Below are 22,417 nucleotides of genomic sequence, written 5' to 3'. Positions count from 1 at the left end.
CGACAAGGGTAAACAAAAGCTGCTGCATTGAATTTGAATTTTTTGAATGAAGGATATGGCCATGAAGCCTTTGCTTGCCTGCCTCTTACTCTTCCTTACCTGGCTACCCTCACTCTCTATTGCAGAAGAAGATGTCAGAGCGGGTGCCTTGCTGGAAGCCTTGGATGTTCGTTCCTTTGCTGATAAGGGCGAAGCGATTAGTGAACTGGCGATCAGTGAAGACCCACGAACCCGCTACTGGCTGAATGCCTTATTGGATGGCAGCCTGCAAAGAACCCATGAGGGTCGTTTTGTCGTGGTCCTGAATAACCGTGGCCGGAGTTGGCCTGTGGAAGATGCGTTAACCCAGGAAGACCTGGGAGAAATCTCCCGCCGCGAATTGAATCGAATCAGTATTAACAACTCCTTGCGTAATCAAATTCGCAGCCTGATTGCTGTGGCTGACCTTTATTCCGAAGATCTTAGTCTGCGCCGGGCTTCTGCTGAGCGTCTGGTGGGCGAGGTGGATGAGGCTTTGGCTGAATTTCTGGCTGAGCATATCGAACAGGAAACCGACCGCCGTGTTCAACAACGTTTAAGTCTGGCACTGGCGATTTATCAATTGGAACAGGGCGAATTGGATGCCGTGGCTGAATTGCATGGCAGCCTGAACACCGATGCCCGCATTGCCCTGAGTCGTGCAGCGGCCCAGGAAGAAAACCCACTTTTGGCTCAAGAAGCCCAGGCCGCTCTGAGTGCCATAGAGCAGCGCCTGAAAATGAATCGTACGGCAGAAACGCTTTATTTTGGTTTATCCATGGGCTCTGTTCTGGTTCTAGCCGCTATAGGTTTGGCGATTACCTTTGGGGTTATGGGTGTAATCAATATGGCCCATGGTGAGTTGATCATGTTGGGTGCCTATACCACTTGGGCGATGCAGCAGCTTCTCCCAGGTCAACCGGGTTTAGCACTGCTGTTATCGATACCCGCCGGTTTTATGGTTTCGGGTTTGGTGGGTATTGCCATGGAAAGAGGCGTGATTCAGTTTTTAAAAGGCCGCCCTCTGGAAACCCTGCTGGCGACCTTTGGTATCAGCTTGATGCTACAACAGCTGGTACGTACCGTAATTTCTCCACAAAACCGTACCGTGGTGACACCCGAATGGATGAGTGGTTCTCTGGTTGTTAATGATGCCCTGTCTTTAACTCTCAACCGCCTTTACATCATGGCCTTTGCCCTGCTGGTCTTTATGGCGTTGATTTATATCCTGCGCCGGACGCGTTTGGGCCTGGAAGTGCGTGCCGTGACTCAAAATCGGGCAATGGCGCGTTCCATGGGTATCAAGGCCACCCGCGTGGACATGATGACCTTCGGACTGGGTTCAGGTGTTGCCGGTCTGGCCGGTGTGGCTTTATCACAACTGACCAATGTCGGTCCCAATCTGGGTCAGGCCTACATTATTGATTCCTTCATGGTGGTGGTCTTTGGTGGGGTCGGTAATCTCTGGGGCACCCTGGTGGCGGGTATGTCGCTGGGCATTATCAATCAGGTGATAGAACCCTGGGCCGGTGCGGTCGTCGCCAAAATCCTGGTACTGGTCTTCATTATCCTTTTCATCCAGAAACGCCCCCGTGGACTCTTTCCGCAGAAAGGCCGGGCAGCGGGAGATTAATTTATGTGGCTGACACAACCTTTATACGAACGCTCAACACGAATCTTTCTGGGTGTGCTGCTGCTGGCCATGATTCTGGTCACCCTGCTGCACCTGGCAGTTCCGGCAGACCATCCTTTGTATGTATCTGCCTATACGGTCAACCTGTTTGGCAAGTACCTTAGCTATGCTCTGTTGGCTGTAGCCGTGGATCTGGTCTGGGGCTATCTGGGTATTCTCAGTCTGGGGCATGGTGCTTTCTTTGCCTTGGGTGGCTATGTGATGGGCATGTACCTGATGCGCCAGATCGGGGATCGAGGTGTTTATGGTCACCCTGAACTGCCAGACTTTATGGTCTTTCTGAACTGGGATGCCTTACCCTGGTATTGGCTGGGTTCAGACAGCTTCCTGTTCACTGCCTTGATGGTGATGTTGGTCCCCGGTGTACTGGCCTTTGCTTTCGGTTATTTGGCCTTTCGCTCTCGCGTTACCGGGGTCTATCTGTCGATTATGACCCAGGCCCTGACTTTTGCCCTGATGCTGGCTTTCTACCGCAATGAAATGGGCTTTGGCGGCAGTGATGGGATGACCAATTTTCGGGATATTCTCGGCTTTGATTTGCGTACCGATGAAACCCGGCTGGCGCTCTTTCTAATCAGTGGTGTGGCCCTGGCCGTGGGCTATGTGATTTGCCGGGCACTGGTCAACAGCAAGCTGGGGCGGGTATGTATCGCCAGCCGTGATGCAGAAGCACGAACCCGCTTTCTGGGTTATCGGGTGGAAAGGGTTCAGCTTTCCGTTTTTGTGGTTTCCGCCATGCTGGCCGGGGTGGCTGGAGCGCTTTATGTCCCCCAGGTCGGGATTATTAACCCCAGTGAGTTTGCGCCTCTTTTTTCAATTGAAATCGTGCTCTGGGTGGCCCTGGGTGGGCGTGCAACTCTCTATGGTGCGGTGATTGGTGCGCTTCTGGTCAACTATGCCAAAACCTATTTTACCGGGGTTATGCCGGATGCCTGGCTGTTTGCTTTGGGTGGCCTCTTTGTTTTGGTCACTGTTTTCCTGCCCAAAGGCATCGCTGGTTTGCTGAAGCAGCGTAAACAAGCCAAAGAGAAAGAAGAGGAGGTGCCTGCATGAAGCTGCTCAAGGAAATGGCGAACCGGGATCGGGTTTTTGAATTCCTGGTTCCTCAGCAGTCACCCGTTGATGTGCGTCACGGCCCGATTCTCTATCTAGAAGATGTCAGTGTCAGCTTCGATGGTTTTCAGGCCATCAACAAGCTCAACCTGACCATAGACGATGGTGAGCTGCGCTGCATTATTGGCCCCAATGGGGCGGGCAAAACCACCATGATGGACATCATCACCGGCAAAACCCGCCCGGATGCAGGCAGCGTCTGGTTTGGCAGTCGCCATAATCTGCTGGAAAAATCAGAACCGGAAATTGCCAGCCTGGGTATTGGCCGTAAATTCCAGAAGCCTACGGTTTTTGAAGCCCTAACCGTTTTTCAGAATCTGGAACTGGCCCGTGCCACCAACAAAAGCCTGCTGCCCACCTTGCTGGAACAAATGAATGGCGATATTCGTGCCCAGATTGAAGAAGTGCTTGAATTGATTGGCCTGAAAGAACTGCATCGCCAGGAAGCAGGAATCCTTTCGCATGGGCAAAAACAGTGGCTGGAAATTGGCATGCTTTTGATGCAACGCCCACGGCTGCTACTGGTGGATGAACCCGTCGCCGGGATGACCGAACAGGAAATGGAACGCACAGCTGAATTATTGACGGGGCTGGCCGGTAAGCAATCCGTGGTGGTAGTCGAGCATGATATGGGCTTTGTGCGCTCGATTGCTCGCCAGGTTACGGTGTTGCATCAGGGCAGCGTTTTGGCCGAGGGAAGTATGGACGAAGTATCCAACAACCCGAAAGTGATTGAAGTTTACCTTGGAGAAGAAGCCTGATGCTGAAGATCAACCAGCTCAACCAATACTATGGACAAAGCCACACCCTAAGAGACCTCTCCCTGGAAGCCCCCAAGGGCCGCTGTACCTGCATCATGGGGCGCAACGGGGTGGGTAAAACCACCCTGATGAAAGCGATTATGGGGGAGGTTGCCATCAAGGATGGCTCAGTGCTCTACCAGGGTGAAACGGAATTAACCCGCAAGCGGGTGGAAGACCGTTCACGCATGGGCATTGGCTACGTGCCCCAGGGACGGCAGATTTTCCCTTTGCTGACTGTAGAAGACAACCTACGCACCGGCCTGGCAGCGCGCAGCGATGGTCAAAAGAAAATCCCGGAACGCATCTACGAACTTTTCCCCGTACTCAAGGAAATGCGCCACCGCCGCGGTGGTGACCTCTCTGGCGGCCAGCAACAACAGTTAGCAATAGGCCGCGCCCTGGTACTGGAACCCAGGCTACTGATCCTCGACGAACCCGGCGAAGGCATCCAGCCCAACATCGTTCAACAGATCGGGGAAGTCATCCGTCAACTGATCGAAGAAGACCAACTCACCGTACTTCTGGTTGAACAAAAGCTTCCCTTCGCCCGGAAATTTGCTGACCGCTTTGTCATCATGGATCGCGGCAAAAACCTGGCTGAAGGGGAGATTGCAGAACTAAGTGATGAACTGATTAAACAGTATTTGACGGTTTGAATTAAAGATTAATAATCCTCTGCCATTTCAAAAAGCCCATCAAGTTGGTTCATGTGGGGTCTTACGGCTCTTTTGTCGGCTGTGGGGACTTGTTCTGCCATGTCCATCATTTCCAGTGAGCTGCTGAGCATGGCTTCGTACATGTCTCTTTGGTCAGCGGGGATATGGGGGGAGGTGCGTATTTCTTCTAATTGCATTTCAACCATCTGGCGGCTGTGGGGGTTGTCTTCCATGGCGACGGCCATATAGGCGAGGGTGATACTCTGGGTGGTTTCAGTCCAGTGTTCTACGCTGCGAAAGCCTGCATTTTGAACTTGGCTGTTGAATTCATCGTAGAGGCCTGCATCCCTGAGTTGTTGAATGCCTTCGGCAAAAATCTGCTCCATATTGAAGCTAAAATCATCTTCTGCTTCTTCAGGGAAAAGATCTTCATGCTGATCCAGCCAGGCTTGAATTTGCGGGTGGGTGTCGATCCAGCGCTGTACATCACTCTCGCTAAGGTTGGCCGCGTTAACAGTAAAAGCCAGCAAGCTAAAGAGTGCAAAAATGAGAAGACGCATGGGGGCTCCTTGAGTGCGTGATTTTGAATTTTATTGTGATCCTTGAGCCAGTATAGGCGAGCAGGGGTTCGCTTGCATCCCCAGGGGATAACCCTGAAGTTTTTAATGACTTGGTATAAGCTAAAGACGTTTGCTTATATAAGGAGTGAAACCATGCGTTTGCAAGATAAGAAAATTCTGATCACTGGCGGTGCAAGTGGTATTGGTTTGGCATCCGTGGAGCGCTGTCTGGAGGAAGGGGCCAGCGTGGTGATGTCGGACTTGGCGACTAGCAAAGGTGAGGCCTTGGCTAAAGAACTGGATGCCAAGCATTCAGGTCGCTGCTTATTTATTCCAGCTGATGTATCCAGTACCACAGAAGTGGATGCCTTGCTGAATAAGATGCAGCAGGAACTCGGTCGTGTCGATGGTGTGTTTAATAATGCGGGTATCGGTGGCCTTGCCCCCTCTACAGAGGTCACTGATGAAGATTTCGATAAGATCCTTCAGATTAACCTGACCGGGGTTTTTCGGGTAGCTCGTGCTGCTTTGAAGATCATGGAAAAGCAGGACAGTGGCAGTATCGTTAACTGTGCCTCCATTCTGGGTGTTTTTGGTCAGTCGCAAACAGCAGCCTATACAGCTGCTAAAGGCGGGGTGGTCAATATGACGCGTACCCTGGCGTTGGAATATGCATCTAAAGGTATTCGTGTGAATGCAATAGGCCCGGGTTACATCGATACTCCGTTGCTAGAAGCCTTGGATGATGAGTTGAAGCAATTTCTAATCGGTATGCATCCACTGGGCCGTTTGGGTCGTTCAGAAGAAGTAGCCAATGCGTTTTTGTTTTTGGTGAGCGATGAAGCCAGTTTTGTGACAGGAGCTCATCTGATGGTGGATGGTGGCTTTACTGCGGGTAAATCCTGATCACTTTTTCAGTAGTTGAAATAGGCAGTTGCTAAGGCTGCCTATTTGATTTTGAAAGTAAGGTTTAGCTTTTTTATCAATGCGTTGAATTGGCATTGTTATTCCTGAACCTCTATGATTGTTTCCCGAAAGCCACTAACTTAACAAGGAGTAGCAATGTATAACCAGGCCAGTTCAGGTTTGTTCAAGGGAATGAATGCCATGATGACCAAGGTTTCTATTCTTATGGTTTTGGTCACGGTTGTTATGGGCAGCTTGTATACGGAAGTGAGCGCAACGGGTATCTCAACCCTGCGCGGTTTTCTGAATCCTTTTCTGGAATGGTATTACGTGATTCTGGTGGCCTTCCTGCTGTTCTTTATGATCTGGCTGGGCACAGGCCGTTATAAAAATGTTCGCCTGGGTGGTGACTCTGAATTACCTGAGTTTACCTTCTTTTCTTGGGTTAGCATGCTCTTTGCAGCGGGTACAGGTGTAGGTATTTTGTTCTGGTCTGTGGCCCAACCTATCATGCAGTTTCAGGATAACCCTTTTGTGATGCCAGGCACGACGGATGCGGATGCTGCGGTTATCGCCATGCGCTTGTCGTTTTTTCACTGGGGAATCAATGGCTGGGCGATCTTCTCCTTTGTTGCCCTGACGATGGCTTACTTTGCTTTTCGCCATGACTTACCCCTGACGGTGCGCTCGGCACTCTATCCAATTTTAGGTGAGAAGGTGCGCGGCCCCCTTGGGGATATTATTGATCTCCTGGCCGTTTTCGGTACGGTTTTTGGGATTGCAACAACGCTTGGGTTGGGTGTGCAGCAAATGAATGCCGGGTTAAGCCAGGTATTTGGGCTGGCCAGCTCCACGCAATTGCAGTTAACGGTTATTGCGGTAATTATGGTAATCGCCACGGCTTCGGTTGTTTCCGGGGTTTCCAAAGGGGTACGCCTGCTTTCAGAAATGAACTTCTGGCTAAGTATTGCCGCTGTTTCCTTTATGCTACTGTTGGGACCAACCCAGTATCTGATTGGAGTTACCATCGAAGCGACTGGTGACTATATTCAAAGCCTGCTGCGTATGACCTTTCATACCAATGTCACCCACGGTGATTCCTGGCAAGCGGATTGGACGGTATTCTTCTGGGGCTGGTGGCTGGCATGGTCACCCTTCGTTGGGATGTTTATTGCGCGGATTTCACGCGGTCGTACCTTCCGCGAATTTGTTATGGGTGTCTTGCTGGTACCCACAGGGATTACCATTATCTGGATTGGCCTTTTTGGTGGCACGGCGCTTTATCAGGAGTTGTTTGGCCCCGGCGGTGTAGTCGAAGCCGTGGATAGAGATGTTTCTACAGCTCTGTTTGTCACGGTCGAAGGCATGGGGGTTGGCCAACTAACACCTGTTTTCTCGACCCTGCTGATAGTCTTGATCGGCACCTATCTGATTACTTCAGCCAATGCTGGCACCCTGGTTATTAATACCATCCTGTCCGGTGGTGATGCTGATCCGCCCTCTGCGCATCGTGTCCTTTGGGGTGTTTTCCTGGCCCTGCTGACGGGTGTGCTGCTGGTAGCAGGCGGGCTCGAAACCCTGCAATCGGCTGTTATTACTGCAGCTATGCCTTTTTCTGTGATTGTGGTTGGAATGATCTTTGGTTTGTTAAGAGCTCTGGCAGGTGAGCGCTTTGCAGCGCGCGAAGGTGAAAGAAAAACTGCGCCTGCAGAGCCTTGGGCTGTCACTGATTGTGATCCAGAGGAAGCGGAAGAAGAGGAAGCAACTGAAACAGGTCCCTTGAATAAGTTAGGCAGCTAATAGAAATACAAAAAACAATAAAATTTACGTGAAAAAGTCTCCTGTGGAGTATATTTTTATTCTTCTGGATATAAAAAACAGGAGATGAACATGGAAACAATAGAGTCTTTGGTAAGCAGTATCAACGGGGTGGTCTGGGGCCCCTTGATGCTAGTGCTTATTCTGGGTGTGGGTTTGTTTCTTTCTGTGGGCTTGAAATTAATGCCGATCCTTAAGCTGGGAGAGGGTTTCAAGCTGATGGTCAAGGGCACCCAAGCCAAATCAGGGGAAGCAGATTCTGGTGAAATTCCTCCATTTCAGGCACTCATGACCGCACTTTCTGCCACCGTAGGTACCGGTAATATTGCTGGGGTGGCAACAGCAATTTTTCTGGGTGGTCCGGGCGCTCTTTTTTGGATGTGGATTACTGCTCTGGTGGGGATGGCAACAAAATTTTCTGAAGCCGTTCTGGCCGTTAACTTTCGTGAAGTGGATGAAAATGGTCGGCATGTTGGCGGCCCCATGTATTACATCAAAAATGGCTTAGGGCCGAAGTGGGCTTGGCTGGGCACTCTTTTTGCCATTTTTGGTGGTATAGCGGCCTTTGGTATTGGTAATACCGTTCAAGCCAACTCAGTGGCTGATGTGCTGGAAGCTAACTTCAACTTGCCTGCCGCTGTGACGGGTGTTGTGATCATGGTCTTGGTGGGAATGGTGTTGATTGGTGGTATTCGTCGTATCGGACGGGTGGCTGCTGCTCTGGTGCCCTTTATGGCGATTTCCTATCTACTGGTGGGCTTGGTTGTTTTAGCGATCAATGCGTCAGCGATTCCTTCAGCTGTTGTCATGATTGTTGAATATGCCTTCACACCCATAGCTGCTCAGGGTGGTTTTGCTGGTGCTGCTGTTTGGGCTGCGATACGTTTTGGTGTCGCCCGCGGTATTTTTTCCAATGAAGCTGGCCTGGGTTCTGCACCTATTGCCCATGCTTCAGCTCAAACCAAAAGCCCTATACGTCAGGGTATGATTGCCATGCTGGGTACTTTTATTGATACCCTGATCATTTGTTCGATTACTGGCTTGGTGATTATTACCAGTGGTGTGTGGACCAGCGGTATTTCTGGCGCAGCACTGACCAGTGCGGCCTTTGGTGCAGCTCTGCCGGGTATGGGGAACTATGTTGTTGCCATAGCTCTGGCCGTTTTTGCCTTTACCACGATTCTGGGCTGGTCTTTCTATGGCGAACGCTGCGCTGAGTATCTCTTTGGTGTTAAAGCCATAAAACCCTATCGGCTTTTCTGGATACTAGCGATTCCCGTTGGTGCTTTGGTCAATCTAGAGTTTATTTGGTTGCTGGCGGATACTCTGAACGCCATGATGGCCTTGCCCAACCTGATTGCTCTGGTGCTCTTGAGCCCTGTTGTTTTCAAATTAACCAAAGAGTATTTTGCAACGCATAAAGTGTGATTGCATGTCTTGAAAGGTTTTTTCCGGTCAGGGTTGCAGGCACAATAGGCGCCTTCAACTTTTGACCGGAATTCCAACCCATGTACGCTGAAGATTCAACAACCCGCCTGAATAAATTCATCAGTGAAACCGGTATTTGTTCACGCCGGGAAGCCGATCGCCTGATCGAAGAAGGCCAGGTCAAGGTCAATGGCCGGGTGGCGGAGATGGGGTTGAGAGTCAACGCGGAAGACCGAATTACCGTGCGTGGCAAGCCGCTAAAAGCCAAGCCGGCTCCGGTGTATCTGGCCTATAACAAACCGGTTGGTATTACCTGCACTACCGACCCGGAAGTGCCCGAGAATATCGTTGATGCGGTCAACTACAAGAAGAGCCGCATCTTTCCGATAGGGCGTTTGGACAAGCCTTCGGAAGGCCTGATTCTGCTTACCAACGATGGCGATATCGTTAACAAGATCCTGCGCGCTGGCAATGCCCATGACAAGGAGTATGTGGTTACGGTCGATAAGCCGTTTGGCCCGGATTTTGTGCAGAAGATGGCTTCTGGTGTGCCTATTCTTGGCACCGTGACTCAGCCCTGCCGTGTACGCCAACTGGGGCCGAAAAGCTTCAATATCATTCTCACTCAGGGTTTGAACCGCCAGATTCGCCGCATGACTGAATACCTGGGTTATGAAGTTACCCGCCTGAAACGCACCCGCATTATGAACATCACTCTGGGCGACCTTAAGCCGGGCCAGTGGCGACCGCTCAATAAAAAAGAAATGGCCCTGATCAACCAGATGGTTGCTGATTCTGTCGCCACCGAAGAAGCCAGCACCCAGGCCGCGCCTTCGGTTCGCAAAACCAGTAAACCGCCACGTAAAAAACCGCAACCACCAAGACAAGACCGCCGACCGGATAAAAAAGGCAAGCCAGCGGTCAAGAAATCCGGGAAAAAGCCCTACCCGGGTGGGAAAAGCAAAAAACGGGGGTGAGCTGGCTGCCTGGCGTAAAATTAACTAAACTGAGCTGACCGGGTAAAATTGGGGTGAAATATGGGTAGCAAAGAAATTCTTGACGAGGCACTGAAGCTAAAAGCACCCGAAAGATTTGCGGTGATAGAAGGCTTGATCGAAAGTCTGGATCGTCCTGACCTGGAATTAAGTGATGTCTGGGCCAGGGAAGCTGAAAAGCGTTTACAAGCTTATCGGGAAGGCCGATTGAAAGCTGTTGCTATGGAAGATGTGTTCAAGGACTAGACGATGCCCCGCATTTTATTCACGGAACTGGCCAGACAGGAATCAGTGGACGCTGAGGCCTTTTATGAGCTTGAGCTGTCCGGTTTGGGAAAAGTGTTTCGTGCCGAGTTGAAAAGTGCTATTCAGCGCATTGCAGATTATCCAGAGGCCTGGTCATGTGAGCGAGGCGAAATTCGAAAATGCCTGCTGCACAAGTTTCCTTTTAAAGTGCTTTATTCCATTGAAACGGATCATTTATTGATTGTTGCCTTGGCTCATCAACATCGTAACCCGGATTACTGGATAGACCGCCTTTAAAGCTTGCTCTTCCCTGAGCCAGATTCTTATTTATTTCGTCATCAGTGCCGTTCCTACCTTGGAGCGGTTGGGTCGCTGGATGCTTTGGGTAATCCAGTGGCCTGTTTCTGCCAGTTTTTGCAGGTCGATGCCGGTCTGGATGCCCAGGCCGTGTAGCAGGTAGACCACATCCTCACTGGCGACATTGCCTGAAGCGCCTTTAGCGTAGGGGCACCCCCCCAGCCCTGCCACTGAAGAATCAATAATGCTGATGCCTTCTTCCAGCACCGCATAAAGATTGGCCAGCGCCTGGCCGTAGGTGTCGTGAAAATGGGCGGCCAGCTTGTCTATAGGGATATCGCGGCTGACCACTTCCAGCATTCGCTTGGCTTTGAGCGGTGTGCCCACGCCGATAGTGTCGCCCAGGGAAATTTCATAGCAGCCCATCTCAAACAGGGTCTTGCTGACTTCGGCCACCTTTTCTGGCGCTATATCCCCTTCATAAGGGCAACCCAGCACCGTAGAGACATAGCCACGTACTGGAATACCTGCATCTCTGGCTTTTTCAATCACGGGGGCAAAGCGCTCCAGAGACTCGGCAATCGTGCAGTTGATATTCTTTTTGGTGAAACTTTCCGAAGCGGCACCGAAAACGGCAACCTCCTGCACACCCGTTTCCAGAGCGCCTTCCAGACCCTTGAGGTTGGGTGTTAAGGCGGCATAGGTAATCCCTTCACGGCGCTGAATACCCGTCATCACCTCACGGGCATCACCCATCTGTGGCACCCATTTGGGCGATACAAAACTGGCGGCTTCGATATAATTCACCCCGGCAGCGCCCAGGCGATCAATCAACTCCAGCTTGGTTTCAGTAGCAACCGGGTTGGGCTCGTTCTGTAAACCATCACGAGCACCCACCTCAACCAGACGAACCTGTTTAGGAAAAGGCATTTTCTCTCCTGCTTTTAAATTGGCTTATCGCTCGCAGAGCGAGCTCCCACAGAAAGCTCCGGATTCCACTGTAGGAGCGCATTCAATGCGCGATATTTACAGCCCCGTGGGAGCGCGGTCATCAAAATATCGCATTTCATCGCTTTCGGAGAAAGCTCCCACAGAAAGCTCCTGTAGGAGCGCAGTCCCTGGGCGATCATCGAAAACCTCGCTCGCGGAGCGAGCTCCCACAGATCTTGAAATCAAGCTTCCTCAGTGGCCGCAAATTTCAGTAACTCGGCACCCTGGCTGACGAGGTCGCCGGCAGCGAAGAAGAATTCTTCCACTTCGCCATCGGCTGGGGCGCTGAGGGTATGCTCCATTTTCATGGCTTCCATGACCATCAGGGCATCGCCTTTGCTCACAGTCTGGCCGGGTTCCACCAAAAGGGTGACAACCGAGCCGTTCATGGGGGCCGTCAGGTTGGCGCTGGCTTCTTCAAATTCATGGTTGTCCAGGTCAGGCCTTTGCCACTGGCATCTGAAATGCTCATCGGCGGTGAAGAGGGTCAACTGATTGTTGAGGTCAGCGACATACACGCTACGGTGATGGCCATTGACCACGGCATCCAGGCGGTCGTTGGTCAGGCGACCTTCGACCAGCAGTTTGTGAGTACCCACCTGAACTGTCCAGAGATTCTTGCTGCCGGTGGCATCACTGGCTTCGACCAGAATTTCCAGCGGTTCTTCCTGTTCTGGCAGGGTAAAACGCAGTTTCAGGGTGGGGTTGTTGTTGAGTCGCCAGCCCCCAAAACCATGCCAGGGTGAATAAGGATCACGCGAATGGGCGGCTTCCTGTTGGCGCTCCTGGTCGAGTTTGAGCAGGGCATAGAGGGCTGCCAAAGCCAAGAGGTTGGGGCTATAGCTGCCGCCTTTCTCTTCAAACAGCAGGGCTTCATGACGTTCGATAAAGCCGGTGTCCAGGTCCGCTTTTTGGAAGGGCTCGGCTTCGGCCAGTTTTTTCAGGAAACGGGTGTTGGTGGTGACCCCGGCAATGCGATATTCAGCCAGCGACTGGGCCAGGCGGCTGAGGGCGGCTTCACGGTTGCTGTCCCAGACAATCAGCTTGGCGATCATGGGGTCATAGTAGATGCTGACTTCATCGCCCTCCAGAACACCGGTATCCACGCGGACATGGCGGTTCTCTTCCGGGGTGCGCAGGTAGCTGAGGGTGCCGGTAGCGGGCAGGAAGTCCTTGTCCGGGTCTTCAGCATAGATACGGGCCTCAAAGGCATGGCCGTTGATGCTGAGTTGGTCCTGGCTTTTGGGCAGAGGTTGTCCTGCCGCGACCTTGAGCTGCCATTCTACCAGGTCTTCGCCGGTGATCATTTCAGTGACCGGGTGTTCGACCTGCAGACGGGTATTCATCTCCATAAAGAAGAAGCTTTCATCGACATCCAGCAGGAATTCCACCGTGCCCGCACCCACATAACCGATGGCCTGAGCAGCTTTGAGGGCAGCATCACCCATTTTTTTGCGCAGGGCTTCGCTCATGCCAGGCGCTGGGGCTTCTTCAATGACCTTTTGATGGCGACGCTGTACCGAGCAGTCCCGCTCAAACAGGTAGACGCCCTTGCCTTGCTGGTCACAGAAGACCTGAAATTCCACATGGCGGGGTTTAACCAGGTATTTTTCTACCAGCATGGTGTCATCACCAAAGCCGTTGATGGCTTCACGCTTGGCCGAGGCTAGGGCTTGGTCAAATTCGCTGGCTTTTTCGACAATACGCATGCCCTTGCCGCCACCGCCTGCTGTAGCCTTGAGCAGAACCGGGTAGCCGATTTTTTCTGCTTCTTTTTTCAGCAGATCGGGACTTTGGTCATCACCGTGATAACCGGGCACCAGGGGCACACCGGCTTTTTCCATGATGGATTTGGCGGCGGATTTGGAACCCATGGCTTCAATAGCACCCACAGGCGGGCCAATGAATACGATACCCGCAGCATCACAGGCCTGAACAAAGCGGCTGTTTTCGGAAAGGAAGCCATAGCCAGGGTGAATGGCCTCAGCACCGGTTTGTTTGGCGGCTTCGATAACCTTGTCGATGACTAGGTAGCTGTCCTTCGCGGCAGCAGCACCTAGGTTAACGGCTTCATCAGCCATTTTGACATGCAGGGCATGGCGGTCGGCATCGGAGTAGACCGCTACGCAACGAATACCCAGTTGGTGAGCGGTTCTTATCACGCGGCAGGCAATTTCGCCGCGGTTGGCAATCAGGATTTTACGGAACATCAGGCGTTCCTCTCTTTTCTAGTTGTCTTTGTCATCATCATCGCGCACAGAGTGCGCTCCTACAGGTGGGAGCTTTCTCTGAAAGCGATATTTTGATCGCGCAGGGGACTGCGCTCCCACAGGACTGCGCTCCCACAGGACTGCGCTCCCACTATAAATATCGCGCACAGAGTGCGCTCCCACAGGCCTCATTATTCCTGCCACCCAGGTGCGCGTTTTTCAAAGAAGGCACTCAGTCCTTCCTGGCCTTCTTCCGAGACGCGTATTTCGGCGATGAGCCGGGTGGTGTAGTCCTGGGTGGTTTCGTCAGCCGGGCGGTCGGCGACATAGTCCACCAGTTGTTTGGTTTTGGTGACGCTTTGAGGGCTGTTGGCCAGTAGGGTTTCGACGAAGTATTCCACCTGACCGTCCAGGGCGTCTTCAGCAGCAATTTCGTTGACCAGGCCGAGTTGATTGGCATTTTGTACGGTAATGACTTCAGCAGTCAGCGCGTAGCGACGCATGGCTCTTTCGCCAAGTGCACGCACGACATAGGGACTGATCACGGCAGGGGAGAGGCCGATTTTGACTTCTGACAGGCAGAAGCGGGCTTTTTCGCTGGCAACGACGATATCGCAACAGGCAGCCAGTCCCACGGCCCCACCATAGGTTGCACCCTGAACACGGCACACTGTGGGGCAGGGGAGGGTGTCAAGTTCGTGCATCAGGCGCGCAAGTTCGCGGGCGTCCTGGCGATTTTCTTCTTCGCTGTAGGCCGCCATGCGTTTCATCCAGCCCAGGTCAGCACCGGCGGAGAAGCTTTTGCCTTTGGAGCCCAGTACCAGCACTCGGGCCTGGGCCGAGCGCACCTGAGCCAGGTTGTCGAGCAGCTCGGCAATTAGGGCATCGTCAAAAGCATTATGCACCTGGGGTTTGTTAAGGGTCAGATAGGCGACCCCACGTTTGTCGATTTCCAGTAAAACCTGTTTCTCTGAAGACTGCTCACTCATCACATTTCTCCTTACATCCGGAAGACGCCGAAGCGTGTCGGCTTGATGGGCGCATTCAGGGAGGCGGAAATAGCCAGACCCAGGGTGTCGCGGGTTTGTACCGGATCGAGGATGCCGTCATCCCACAAGCGTGCACTGGCATAGTAAGGATGGCCCTGGTGCTCGTACATGTCACGGACGGGTTTCTTGAAGGCTTCTTCGTCTTCTTGTGCCCAGTCAGTGCCATTGCGGTCATGTTGTTCACGTTTGACCTGAGCCAGTACGTTAGCGGCCTGTTCACCGCCCATCACCGAGATGCGGGCATTGGGCCACATCCACATGAAATTGGGGTCGTAGGCGCGGCCACACATACCGTAGTTACCGGCACCAAAGCTACCACCGATGAGTACTGTGAACTTGGGTACTTGGGCACAGGCCACGGCAGTCACCATCTTGGCCCCATGCTTGGCAATACCTTCATGTTCATAACGTGAACCCACCATAAAGCCGGTGATATTTTGCAGGAAGACCAGAGGAATGCCGCGCTGACAGCAGAGCTCCACAAAGTGGGCACCCTTTTGGGCGGACTCAGAAAAGAGCACGCCATTGTTAGCAACAATACCCACCGGGTAGCCGTGAATACGGGCAAACCCCGTGACCAGGGTATCGCCATACCAGCGCTTAAATTCATCGAATTCGGAAGCATCGACAATCCGGGCAATGACTTCACGCACATCATAGGGCTTGCGAAGATCATTACCGACAATGCCGTACAGCTCTTCCGGGTCATAAGCCGGTGGGCGTGAAGGCTGGATATCCAGCTCACCCTGCTTGCGCCAGTTCAGGCGAGCAATAGAGCGGCGTACCAATTGCAAAGCATGTTCATCATTCAGTGCATAGTGGTCAGCCACACCGGAAACCTTGGCATGCACATCAGCACCGCCCAAGTCTTCAGCCGTCACTACTTCACCTGTTGCGGCTTTAACCAGAGGCGGCCCGGCGAGAAAGATGGTGCCCTGCTCTTTAACGATGATGGATTCATCGGCCATGGCGGGCACATAGGCACCGCCAGCGGTACAGGAACCCATCACCGAAGCAATCTGGGGAATGCCTTCGCCGGACATATTGGCCTGGTTATAGAAGATACGGCCAAAGTGATCCCGGTCGGGGAAGACTTCATCCTGATTGGGCAGGTTGGCACCACCGGAATCGACCAGGTAGATACAAGGCAGGCGATTCTTGCGGGCGATTTCCTGAGCGCGCAGGTGTTTTTTTACCGTCAGCGGATAATAGGTACCGCCCTTGGTAGTGGCATCATTGGCGACGATAATGCATTCCACCCCGGACACTCGGCCTATGCCGGTGATAATACCCGCGCTGGGGACAAAGTCGTCATAAACCTCCCAGGCGGCTAGTTGAGAGAACTCCAGGAAGGGTGCGCCCTGATCCAGCAGGCGTTCAATCCGCTCACGCGGCAGCAGTTTGCCACGGGATAAATGACGTTCCTGAGCCTTGGCGCCGCCACCGGCTTTCACCTGATCGAGCTTCTGATGAAGATCCTCAATCAGGGTGCGCATGGCCGCGTCTTTTTCAGCAAACTGCGGCGAGCGCGTGTTGATCTGCGATTTAATCACACTCATGTTGGTGATCCTTAGTTAGTAACTGTTCAAGCTGGCGACTGGATGCGGATGCAAGGTGTTGCTTCTCAGGCTGTCTGCAACAGGAAGTTGCAGTCAGAGCTTACAAGGACGTATTTACGCGTCCTGAGAAGTAATGCCTTGCAGCCTTCAGAGCGTTTATAGGCTGGGGTATGCTGAACCGGACACGCCCGTAAATACTTCCCTGTAGGGCTCGGCTGCTGCCCTCCATGGCAGCAGACGGTCCTGTTCAGCACAACCCACAGCCTTCCAGGTTCAAATGAACGGGCGTCTCCCGGTTTATAATGCCTGCCAGTCCATCAATGCCTGTTGAGCATCTGTTAAGGCTCTTAACGCGACTCGTTAAAAATCTCGCGACCAATCAACATGCGGCGAATTTCGCTGGTGCCGGCACCGATTTCATAAAGCTTGGCATCACGCAGCAGGCGTCCGGTAGCGTATTCGTTGATATAGCCATTACCACCCAGCAGCTGAATGGCATCCAAGGCAACCTGGGTGGCTTTTTCCGCACAATAGAGAATCACGCCAGCAGCATCTTTGCGGCTGGTTTCGCCACGATCACAGGCACGGGCTACGGCATAAAGATAGGCGCGGCAGGCGCTCATGGTGGAGTACATATCCGCAATCTTGCCTTGGACTAGCTGGAATTCACCGATGGACTGGTCGAACTGTTTGCGCTCGTGGATATAGGGCACCACTATGTCCATAGCGGCCTGCATGATGCCAATAGGGCCGGCGGCCAGTACAGTGCGCTCATAATCCAGGCCGCTCATCAATACGCGAACGCCTTTGCCGACTTCACCGAGGACATTCTCTTCGGGGACTTCACAATCTTGGAAGACCAGCTCACAGGTGTTGGAGCCGCGCATGCCCAGTTTGTCGAGTTTCTGGTGGCGGGAAAAACCGGGGAAATCGCGCTCCACGATAAAGGCGGTAATGCCCTTGGAGCCAGCAGAGGTGTCAGTTTTGGCATAGATCACATAGGTGTTGGCATCCGGACCGTTGGTGATCCACATTTTGTTGCCGTTGAGGATGTACTTATCACCTTTCTTGTCGGCACGCAGTTTCATGCTGACCACATCGGAACCGGCGTTGGGTTCAGACATGGCCAGGGCACCAATATGCTCACCGGAACACAGCTTGGGTAAGTATTTTTCTTTTTGAGCCTGGTTACCGTTGATTTTGATCTGATTCACACAGAGGTTGGAGTGGGCTCCGTAGGAGAGGCCGACTGAAGCTGAAGCGCGGGAGATTTCTTCCATGGCAATGGAGTGAGCCAGATAGCCCATGCCGGAGCCACCGAACTCTTCAGGAACGGTTATGCCCAAAAGGCCCATGTCACCAAATTTCTTCCAAAGGTCGTTGGGGAATTCATTGTTTTTATCAATTTCAGCGGCACGGGGTGCGATCTCAGCGGCGGCAAAGGCATTGACCTGTTCGCGCAGCATATTGATTTCATCGTCCAGGCCGAAGTTCATGTCTTTGAAGATGGATTGCATGGTATTCATCCCTCTGCGGTTGTGTTTTTCTTAGGTGTTTTGAGTATGGGTGAACTTTAGGGCAAGTTTACGTTAACGTAAAGGGAAAATTTTTGACTCCTGCGTCATGGATGCATAAAAAAGCGTTTCTTTACTGCAGTCCTATATCTTGCCTTCTTATACTGAAGGTAGAACATTGAATGGGCAGTGACGTAAAAGGAAAGGCTATGGCAAGTGGAGAAACAGTTGATATAAGGCTAGAGGCTTGGGAGCAAGCTGGTGATGCTCTGTTTTTGCTGGAAGTTTTGCCAGGAATGCAGTTTCGGATTCTGGCATGCAATCAGGCTTTTTGTGATCAAGTGGAAGTATCCCGGCAGGAAGTGCTGGGTCATTTAATTGCCGACTGCTTTTCCGAACCCTTGTTACAAGAACTGGAGCCCCGTTACCGCCTGGCTGCAGAAACCAAGGAAATGCAGGAATATGATACCTGGACTCCTTTAAAAGGTGCTGAAAGTCAGGATAGGATTAATACGCTGTTGAGCCCCGTTATTCAGGAGGGGGTTCTAACTCATTTGTTTGGAGTTGCCCGTAAAGTAACCAGAAGGCGTCTTGAAGAAAGCTACCGTGAGCGCTGGTATAAGTTAACGCGCCATCTGCCTGGTGTGCCTTTTGAATTAAGGCAGGAAGGACAGGGGCCCAGTCTCATTCCTTTGGCGGGCCCCAAGCTTTCTGCTTTACTGGGTCTGGAAGCGGATGAATTGAAAAAGGATGCGTCTTCTTTTTTTTCCGCAGTTCATGCTGACGATCTGGCAGGCTTGAAACAGAGTCTGGCTATTTCATCATCAGATCTTGATGACTTGAAAACCTCTTTTCGTTTCCGTCATCCCATTAAGGGAGTGCGCTGGATAGAACTCCATGCTTCACCTGAAACCATCAACGACCAAGGCAAGGTTTGGTATGGTTATTTGGTTGATGTGACTGAACAGCATGAAAATCAAGCCAACCTCCAATACCTAGCCACCCACGATGCGTTAACTGATTTGCCCAACCGCAGTCTTTTTCTGGAAAGTTTGGAGAAAGCTCTTATTCAGGCTAAGCAAGATCGGAAGGCACTGGCACTTTTGTTTATGGATTTGGATAAGTTCAAACCGATTAATGATGAACTAGGACATAAAGCAGGTGATCGGGTTCTTAAGGATATTGCTAAGAGAGTGGAAAAACAGCTGGCTGCCCAAGATCTTCTGGCGCGTCTGGGCGGAGATGAGTTTGTTGTCCTGATGACCGGCAGAAGCTCCAATAGGCTAAAAAGCGAAGCGCTGGACTTGGCTGATGCGATTATTAATGTGGTAAGCCAACCGCTGCTTTTTCGGGAAGGTACTCAGCGTCAAGTGGGTGTCAGTATTGGGATAAGTTTTTATCCAGAACATGGAGAAGATGCCGATACCCTGATTAGCTGCAGTGATGATGCTATGTATGCAGCCAAACATGCGGGTCGGGGTAGAGCTTGTATTTATAGTCCTGAAACGGCTGCTAAAAGGAAGCCTGGTTCTGGCTCTTAAAGGCGCTTGTTATTTTTTTGTAAACAACCTACCCTTTGATTTCTTAAAGTTAATTGCTAAGTGGGCCTAACTTTTGAGTTTTGTTAATTCAAGTCGCCAGCAAGCCATCCTGGATGCAGCGGGAGAGCTGATTCTCACCATTGATATCAACCAGGAGCTGCTCTTTGTCAATCCGTCAGCAAGACGTCTGCTGGCTATTCCTGAAGACTTGAAGATTGAAGGTTCCAAGCTTCATGTTAAAGACTTTTATGATGCTGATGTTTACCAGCAGTTAGACCAGCAGGTATTTCCAGCGTTAATGAACGGCGAAGGTCGCTGGGAAGGTGAACTGCTGTTTCGAAGTCTGGATGGTAAGGATCTGCCGGTTCGCATGACCATCATTCTGCATAAGAATGAAAAAGGGGTTCCTTTATGGATTACCGGAATTGGTCATGATTTAAGCCGCAGCAAACGGCTGGAAGCTCAGCGGCGCTTGGCCAAAACAGCCTTTGATAATGCCATTGAGGGTATAATCGTGACTGATGGCTATGCACGGATTCAGCATGTCAATTCAGCTTTTACAGAAATTACCGGTTATCAGCCGGATGAGGTTATGGGTCGCACACCCAAGATGCTGCGCTCCAATCATCATGATCAAGCCTTTTATGATGCCATCTGGCAAAGCATTGCTGATGCGGATTGCTGGCAAGGAGAGGTTTGGAATCGACGCAAAGATGGGAGTGTTTATCTTCAGTGGCTATCCATTAATTGTGTGCGTAATTCTCGGGGTGTGATTGAAAACTATGTGTCCATTTTTCATGACCTGACGGAAATGCGAGCCAAGGATGCCAAGATTCAGCATCTGGCCCACCATGACCCGCTGACTGGGTTAGGTAATCGCTACCTGTTGGGCGAGCGCTTGAATCATGCAATTCGTCAGGCCCGGAGACAGCAGGAGCGTCTGGCTTTATTGACCCTGGATTTGGGGCATATTCAGCTAATTAATGACAGTCTTGGACATACCTACTGTGACCGTTTGATTCATGTTCAAGGTAGCAAGCTACTTAAGCTGGTGCGTGATGAGGATACCTTGGTACGTATCGGTGCCGATGAATTTGCGATTTTGGTTGAAGATTTTCAGTCTGTCCATGATATCAGTCAGCTGGCTGACGACATCAAAAAGCAGCTTCAGCAGGAAATTGATCTGGTTGAGCATCGAGTGACTTTAAGTCCCTCCATAGGTGCAGCCTTTTTCCCGGAAGATGGAGATACAGCTGACTTATTAATGATCAATGCTCAGGCTGCTCTTTTGGAAGCTAAGAAAGCAGGTCGGGACACATTTCGCTTCTTTGACCAAAAAATGAGCCGGGAGGCCAGGGACAAACTGCAGTTGGAGCAGGCACTGCGAACCGCAATTCGTAGTGGTGGTTTAAGCCTTAATTTTCAACCCAAGGTTGATTTGAGCAATGGCCAGGTTTTTGGTGCTGAAGCCCTGCTGCGCTGGACTCACCCGGAAATGGGGCCTATTTCCCCTTCAGTCTTTATTCCCTTGGCAGAAGATTCAGGATTGATTGTTGATATCGGCAGTTGGGTCATGCATAAAACCTGTGAAACCCTGGTTGCCTGGCGTAAAGCGGGCTTGGCTTTGCCCAGGATTGCAGTCAATATTTCGGTACAGCAGCTAGAGCAGGATGATTTTGCAGGATGGCTGGAAGAGTTGTTGGCTAGCTACCAGTTGGATCTACAGCTGCTGGAATTGGAGATTACTGAAACGGGTCTGATGAAGAATGAAAAGCGAGCACTCTTAAGTCTTGCCCGTTTACAGGCCAAGGGTTTTAGGATTGCCCTGGATGACTTTGGTACCGGTTATTCCAGTCTTTCTTATCTGCGCAAATTGCCCTTGTCGACTTTAAAAATCGACCGCTCCTTTATTCAGGATATGAGTCTGGATCGTGTCAGCCTGAGCATAGTGAACACTATCATACAGCTGGCCAAAGATCTGTCCCTGGACCTAGTAGCAGAAGGGGTCGAAGACTTTGGTCAAGCCGAGCAGTTGATGAAGTTGGGTTGTCAGCATGCTCAGGGTTTTCATTTTTACCGTCCTATGGCTGAAGATAAGTTTACTCAGCTTTTGGCGGCTTCCAATAGCTGAATCATACGTCGGGCCGCATTGGACAGGGTTCTTTCCCGGTGATACAAAAAGCCGAGAGGCCGGGTAATGGGCGGATGATCCAGATTTAATATCACCAGGCTGTCATCAATCAGTGTCTCGGGTAGTAAACTCCAGCCCAGGCCAATTGAAACCATCATTTTCAGGGTTTCCATGTAGTTGGTGGACAGGGTCACATTCAGGCCTAAATCCTGTTCTCTGAACACCTGTTCAACTATACCGCGAGTAAAAGTTTGCTGGCCTGGCAAGACTGCATCATGATGAGTAAGGTCATCCAGCTGTAAACCAGACAGGCGGGTTAATGGATGGCCTTTGGCAACTACAAAGCGCATCTGGTCTTCCCAAACAGGCACCACAACTAATGAAGGGTCGGGCACCGGAGCTAGTGTAACGATGGCCAGCTCCAGCTCCCCGGCAATGACTCCAGAATAAGCCTGCTCAGAATCCTGAAAGCGCATGTCCAGTTTGACCTGCGGATAAAGCTGGGTGAAATTCTTAAGAAGTGGAGGCAGTCGATGCAGGCCAATATGGTGGCTGGTTGCCAGAATCAAGGGGCCCTGAACTTCGCCACTCAAGTTAGCCAGTAGGCGTCGGGTGTCTTCCAGTTCTACCAGTAATTTGCGCGCCCGAGGCAGGAGGGCAAAGCCAGCCTGGGTTAAAGTAATACTGCGACCTATGCGGTCAAAAAGTTTTTGATTGAGTTGTTCTTCAAGACTGGCAATTCGCTTGCTGACAGCTGGCTGGGTAATAAAAAGGGCCTCGGCTGCCCTGGAAAAAGAGCTTTTTTCAGCAACCTGAATAAAAGCTTGAAGAGACTGAACATCCATTCTTTCTAGTTATCCTGTTTATGAAAACGATGAATTGGTGTTATT

The 22,417-nt window shown here is 51.5% G+C and carries 19 protein-coding genes; 12 read left to right on the top strand and 7 right to left on the bottom strand.

The genetic code is table 11. The features are described 5' to 3' along the window. The first annotated feature begins 46 nt into the window (after positions 1–46). From urtB to urtE, 4 genes are read left to right on the top strand one after another with little or no spacing between them, the layout of a single operon-like run. On the top strand, positions 47–1,651 hold the full coding sequence (gene urtB, locus BM185_RS13255; RefSeq protein WP_425434215.1) for an urea ABC transporter permease subunit UrtB: 1,605 nt from the start codon (positions 47–49) through the stop codon (positions 1,649–1,651). Between the two features lie 3 nt (positions 1,652–1,654). After that, a complete protein-coding gene (urtC, locus tag BM185_RS13250; protein WP_091964725.1) occupies positions 1,655–2,764 on the top strand; it encodes an urea ABC transporter permease subunit UrtC in 1,110 nt (369 codons plus the stop codon). Next, positions 2,761–3,585 carry an urea ABC transporter ATP-binding protein UrtD gene (gene urtD, locus BM185_RS13245; protein WP_091964723.1) on the top strand — a complete coding sequence of 275 codons (825 nt, stop codon included), beginning with the start codon at positions 2,761–2,763 and terminating at the stop codon, positions 3,583–3,585. The genes urtC and urtD overlap by 4 nt, the downstream gene beginning before the upstream one ends. After that, positions 3,585–4,283 (top strand): urea ABC transporter ATP-binding subunit UrtE, encoded by a 699-nt coding sequence (gene urtE, locus BM185_RS13240; protein WP_091964721.1) that lies wholly within the window; start codon positions 3,585–3,587, stop codon positions 4,281–4,283. The genes urtD and urtE overlap by 1 nt, the downstream gene beginning before the upstream one ends. Before the next feature lie 8 nt (positions 4,284–4,291). Here the strand turns inward: urtE and BM185_RS13235 are convergent, their stop codons facing one another. After that, entirely contained in the window at positions 4,292–4,843 is a 552-nt protein-coding gene (locus tag BM185_RS13235) for a hypothetical protein (protein ID WP_091964719.1), read from the bottom strand. Positions 4,844–4,996: 153 nt separating this feature from the next. On the opposite strand from BM185_RS13235, the gene BM185_RS13230 reads away from it, so the two are divergent. From BM185_RS13230 to BM185_RS13205, 6 genes are all read left to right on the top strand, one after another. Next, a complete protein-coding gene (locus BM185_RS13230; protein ID WP_091964717.1) occupies positions 4,997–5,749 on the top strand; it encodes an SDR family NAD(P)-dependent oxidoreductase in 753 nt (250 codons plus the stop codon). Between the two features lie 156 nt (positions 5,750–5,905). Then, the gene (locus BM185_RS13225) at positions 5,906–7,549 is read left to right on the top strand and encodes a BCCT family transporter (protein ID WP_091964715.1); all 1,644 of its coding nucleotides are present in this window, start codon (positions 5,906–5,908) and stop codon (positions 7,547–7,549) included. Positions 7,550–7,639: 90 nt separating this feature from the next. After that, positions 7,640–8,995: an alanine/glycine:cation symporter family protein gene (locus BM185_RS13220; protein WP_091964713.1), complete on the top strand. Its 1,356-nt coding sequence runs from the start codon at positions 7,640–7,642 to the stop codon at positions 8,993–8,995. A gap of 80 nt (positions 8,996–9,075) precedes the next feature. Further along, positions 9,076–9,972, top strand: a complete 897-nt coding sequence (gene rluF / locus BM185_RS13215) for a 23S rRNA pseudouridine(2604) synthase RluF (RefSeq protein ID WP_091964711.1) — start codon at positions 9,076–9,078, stop codon at positions 9,970–9,972. A 60-nt stretch (positions 9,973–10,032) separates the two neighbouring features. Continuing rightward, the gene (locus BM185_RS13210) at positions 10,033–10,236 is read left to right on the top strand and encodes an addiction module protein (protein ID WP_091964709.1); all 204 of its coding nucleotides are present in this window, start codon (positions 10,033–10,035) and stop codon (positions 10,234–10,236) included. 3 nt (positions 10,237–10,239) lie between these two features. Continuing rightward, the gene (locus BM185_RS13205) at positions 10,240–10,533 is read left to right on the top strand and encodes a type II toxin-antitoxin system RelE/ParE family toxin (protein ID WP_091964707.1); all 294 of its coding nucleotides are present in this window, start codon (positions 10,240–10,242) and stop codon (positions 10,531–10,533) included. Positions 10,534–10,563: 30 nt separating this feature from the next. Here BM185_RS13205 and BM185_RS13200 read toward each other — a convergent pair whose 3' ends face one another. From BM185_RS13200 to BM185_RS13180, 5 genes are all read right to left on the bottom strand, one after another. After that, positions 10,564–11,463: a hydroxymethylglutaryl-CoA lyase gene (locus BM185_RS13200; RefSeq protein ID WP_091964705.1), complete on the bottom strand. Its 900-nt coding sequence runs from the start codon at positions 11,461–11,463 to the stop codon at positions 10,564–10,566. 242 nt (positions 11,464–11,705) lie between these two features. Beyond that, positions 11,706–13,733, bottom strand: a complete 2,028-nt coding sequence (locus BM185_RS13195) for an acetyl/propionyl/methylcrotonyl-CoA carboxylase subunit alpha (RefSeq protein ID WP_091964703.1) — start codon at positions 13,731–13,733, stop codon at positions 11,706–11,708. 191 nt (positions 13,734–13,924) lie between these two features. Next, positions 13,925–14,722 carry an enoyl-CoA hydratase/isomerase family protein gene (locus tag BM185_RS13190; protein ID WP_091964701.1) on the bottom strand — a complete coding sequence of 266 codons (798 nt, stop codon included), beginning with the start codon at positions 14,720–14,722 and terminating at the stop codon, positions 13,925–13,927. An 11-nt stretch (positions 14,723–14,733) separates the two neighbouring features. Next, positions 14,734–16,341 (bottom strand): carboxyl transferase domain-containing protein, encoded by a 1,608-nt coding sequence (locus BM185_RS13185; protein WP_091964699.1) that lies wholly within the window; start codon positions 16,339–16,341, stop codon positions 14,734–14,736. A 347-nt stretch (positions 16,342–16,688) separates the two neighbouring features. After that, positions 16,689–17,858, bottom strand: coding sequence for an isovaleryl-CoA dehydrogenase (locus BM185_RS13180; protein WP_091964697.1), 1,170 nt, complete (start codon positions 17,856–17,858; stop codon positions 16,689–16,691). Positions 17,859–18,064: 206 nt separating this feature from the next. Between BM185_RS13180 and BM185_RS13175 the strand changes: the two genes are divergently transcribed. Together BM185_RS13175 and BM185_RS13170 are read left to right on the top strand one after the other, a co-directional pair. After that, complete coding sequence (locus BM185_RS13175; protein ID WP_177203572.1) at positions 18,065–19,396, top strand: diguanylate cyclase domain-containing protein; 1,332 nt, start codon at positions 18,065–18,067, stop codon at positions 19,394–19,396. A 73-nt stretch (positions 19,397–19,469) separates the two neighbouring features. Then, positions 19,470–21,527, top strand: a complete 2,058-nt coding sequence (locus BM185_RS13170; RefSeq protein WP_091964693.1) for a sensor domain-containing protein — start codon at positions 19,470–19,472, stop codon at positions 21,525–21,527. Here BM185_RS13170 and BM185_RS13165 read toward each other — a convergent pair. Further along, positions 21,500–22,372: a LysR family transcriptional regulator gene (locus BM185_RS13165; protein ID WP_091964691.1), complete on the bottom strand. Its 873-nt coding sequence runs from the start codon at positions 22,370–22,372 to the stop codon at positions 21,500–21,502. The genes BM185_RS13170 and BM185_RS13165 overlap by 28 nt on opposite strands. Between the last annotated feature and the right edge of the window lie 45 nt (positions 22,373–22,417).

Origin of the sequence: Marinospirillum celere, from assembly GCF_900112235.1 — a bacterium.
Lineage (GTDB): Bacteria > Pseudomonadota > Gammaproteobacteria > Pseudomonadales > Halomonadaceae > Marinospirillum > Marinospirillum celere.
Note: the sequence above shows the minus strand (reverse complement) of the source record. Positions and strands in the feature narration are given on the sequence as shown.

Bases quoted from the DNA above. Each gene is read 5' to 3' on its own strand.
- urtB (WP_425434215.1), top strand. From the start codon at position 47: ATGAAGGATATGGCCATGAAGCCTTTGCTTGCCTGCCTCTTACTCTTC.
- urtC (WP_091964725.1), top strand. From the start codon at position 1,655: ATGTGGCTGACACAACCTTTATACGAACGCTCAACACGAATCTTTCTG.
- urtD (WP_091964723.1), top strand. From the start codon at position 2,761: ATGAAGCTGCTCAAGGAAATGGCGAACCGGGATCGGGTTTTTGAATTC.
- urtE (WP_091964721.1), top strand. From the start codon at position 3,585: ATGCTGAAGATCAACCAGCTCAACCAATACTATGGACAAAGCCACACC.
- BM185_RS13235 (WP_091964719.1), bottom strand. From the start codon at position 4,843: ATGCGTCTTCTCATTTTTGCACTCTTTAGCTTGCTGGCTTTTACTGTT.
- BM185_RS13230 (WP_091964717.1), top strand. From the start codon at position 4,997: ATGCGTTTGCAAGATAAGAAAATTCTGATCACTGGCGGTGCAAGTGGT.
- BM185_RS13225 (WP_091964715.1), top strand. From the start codon at position 5,906: ATGTATAACCAGGCCAGTTCAGGTTTGTTCAAGGGAATGAATGCCATG.
- BM185_RS13220 (WP_091964713.1), top strand. From the start codon at position 7,640: ATGGAAACAATAGAGTCTTTGGTAAGCAGTATCAACGGGGTGGTCTGG.
- rluF (WP_091964711.1), top strand. From the start codon at position 9,076: ATGTACGCTGAAGATTCAACAACCCGCCTGAATAAATTCATCAGTGAA.
- BM185_RS13210 (WP_091964709.1), top strand. From the start codon at position 10,033: ATGGGTAGCAAAGAAATTCTTGACGAGGCACTGAAGCTAAAAGCACCC.
- BM185_RS13205 (WP_091964707.1), top strand. From the start codon at position 10,240: ATGCCCCGCATTTTATTCACGGAACTGGCCAGACAGGAATCAGTGGAC.
- BM185_RS13200 (WP_091964705.1), bottom strand. From the start codon at position 11,463: ATGCCTTTTCCTAAACAGGTTCGTCTGGTTGAGGTGGGTGCTCGTGAT.
- BM185_RS13195 (WP_091964703.1), bottom strand. From the start codon at position 13,733: ATGTTCCGTAAAATCCTGATTGCCAACCGCGGCGAAATTGCCTGCCGC.
- BM185_RS13190 (WP_091964701.1), bottom strand. From the start codon at position 14,722: ATGAGTGAGCAGTCTTCAGAGAAACAGGTTTTACTGGAAATCGACAAA.
- BM185_RS13185 (WP_091964699.1), bottom strand. From the start codon at position 16,341: ATGAGTGTGATTAAATCGCAGATCAACACGCGCTCGCCGCAGTTTGCT.
- BM185_RS13180 (WP_091964697.1), bottom strand. From the start codon at position 17,858: ATGCAATCCATCTTCAAAGACATGAACTTCGGCCTGGACGATGAAATC.
- BM185_RS13175 (WP_177203572.1), top strand. From the start codon at position 18,065: ATGGCAAGTGGAGAAACAGTTGATATAAGGCTAGAGGCTTGGGAGCAA.
- BM185_RS13165 (WP_091964691.1), bottom strand. From the start codon at position 22,372: ATGGATGTTCAGTCTCTTCAAGCTTTTATTCAGGTTGCTGAAAAAAGC.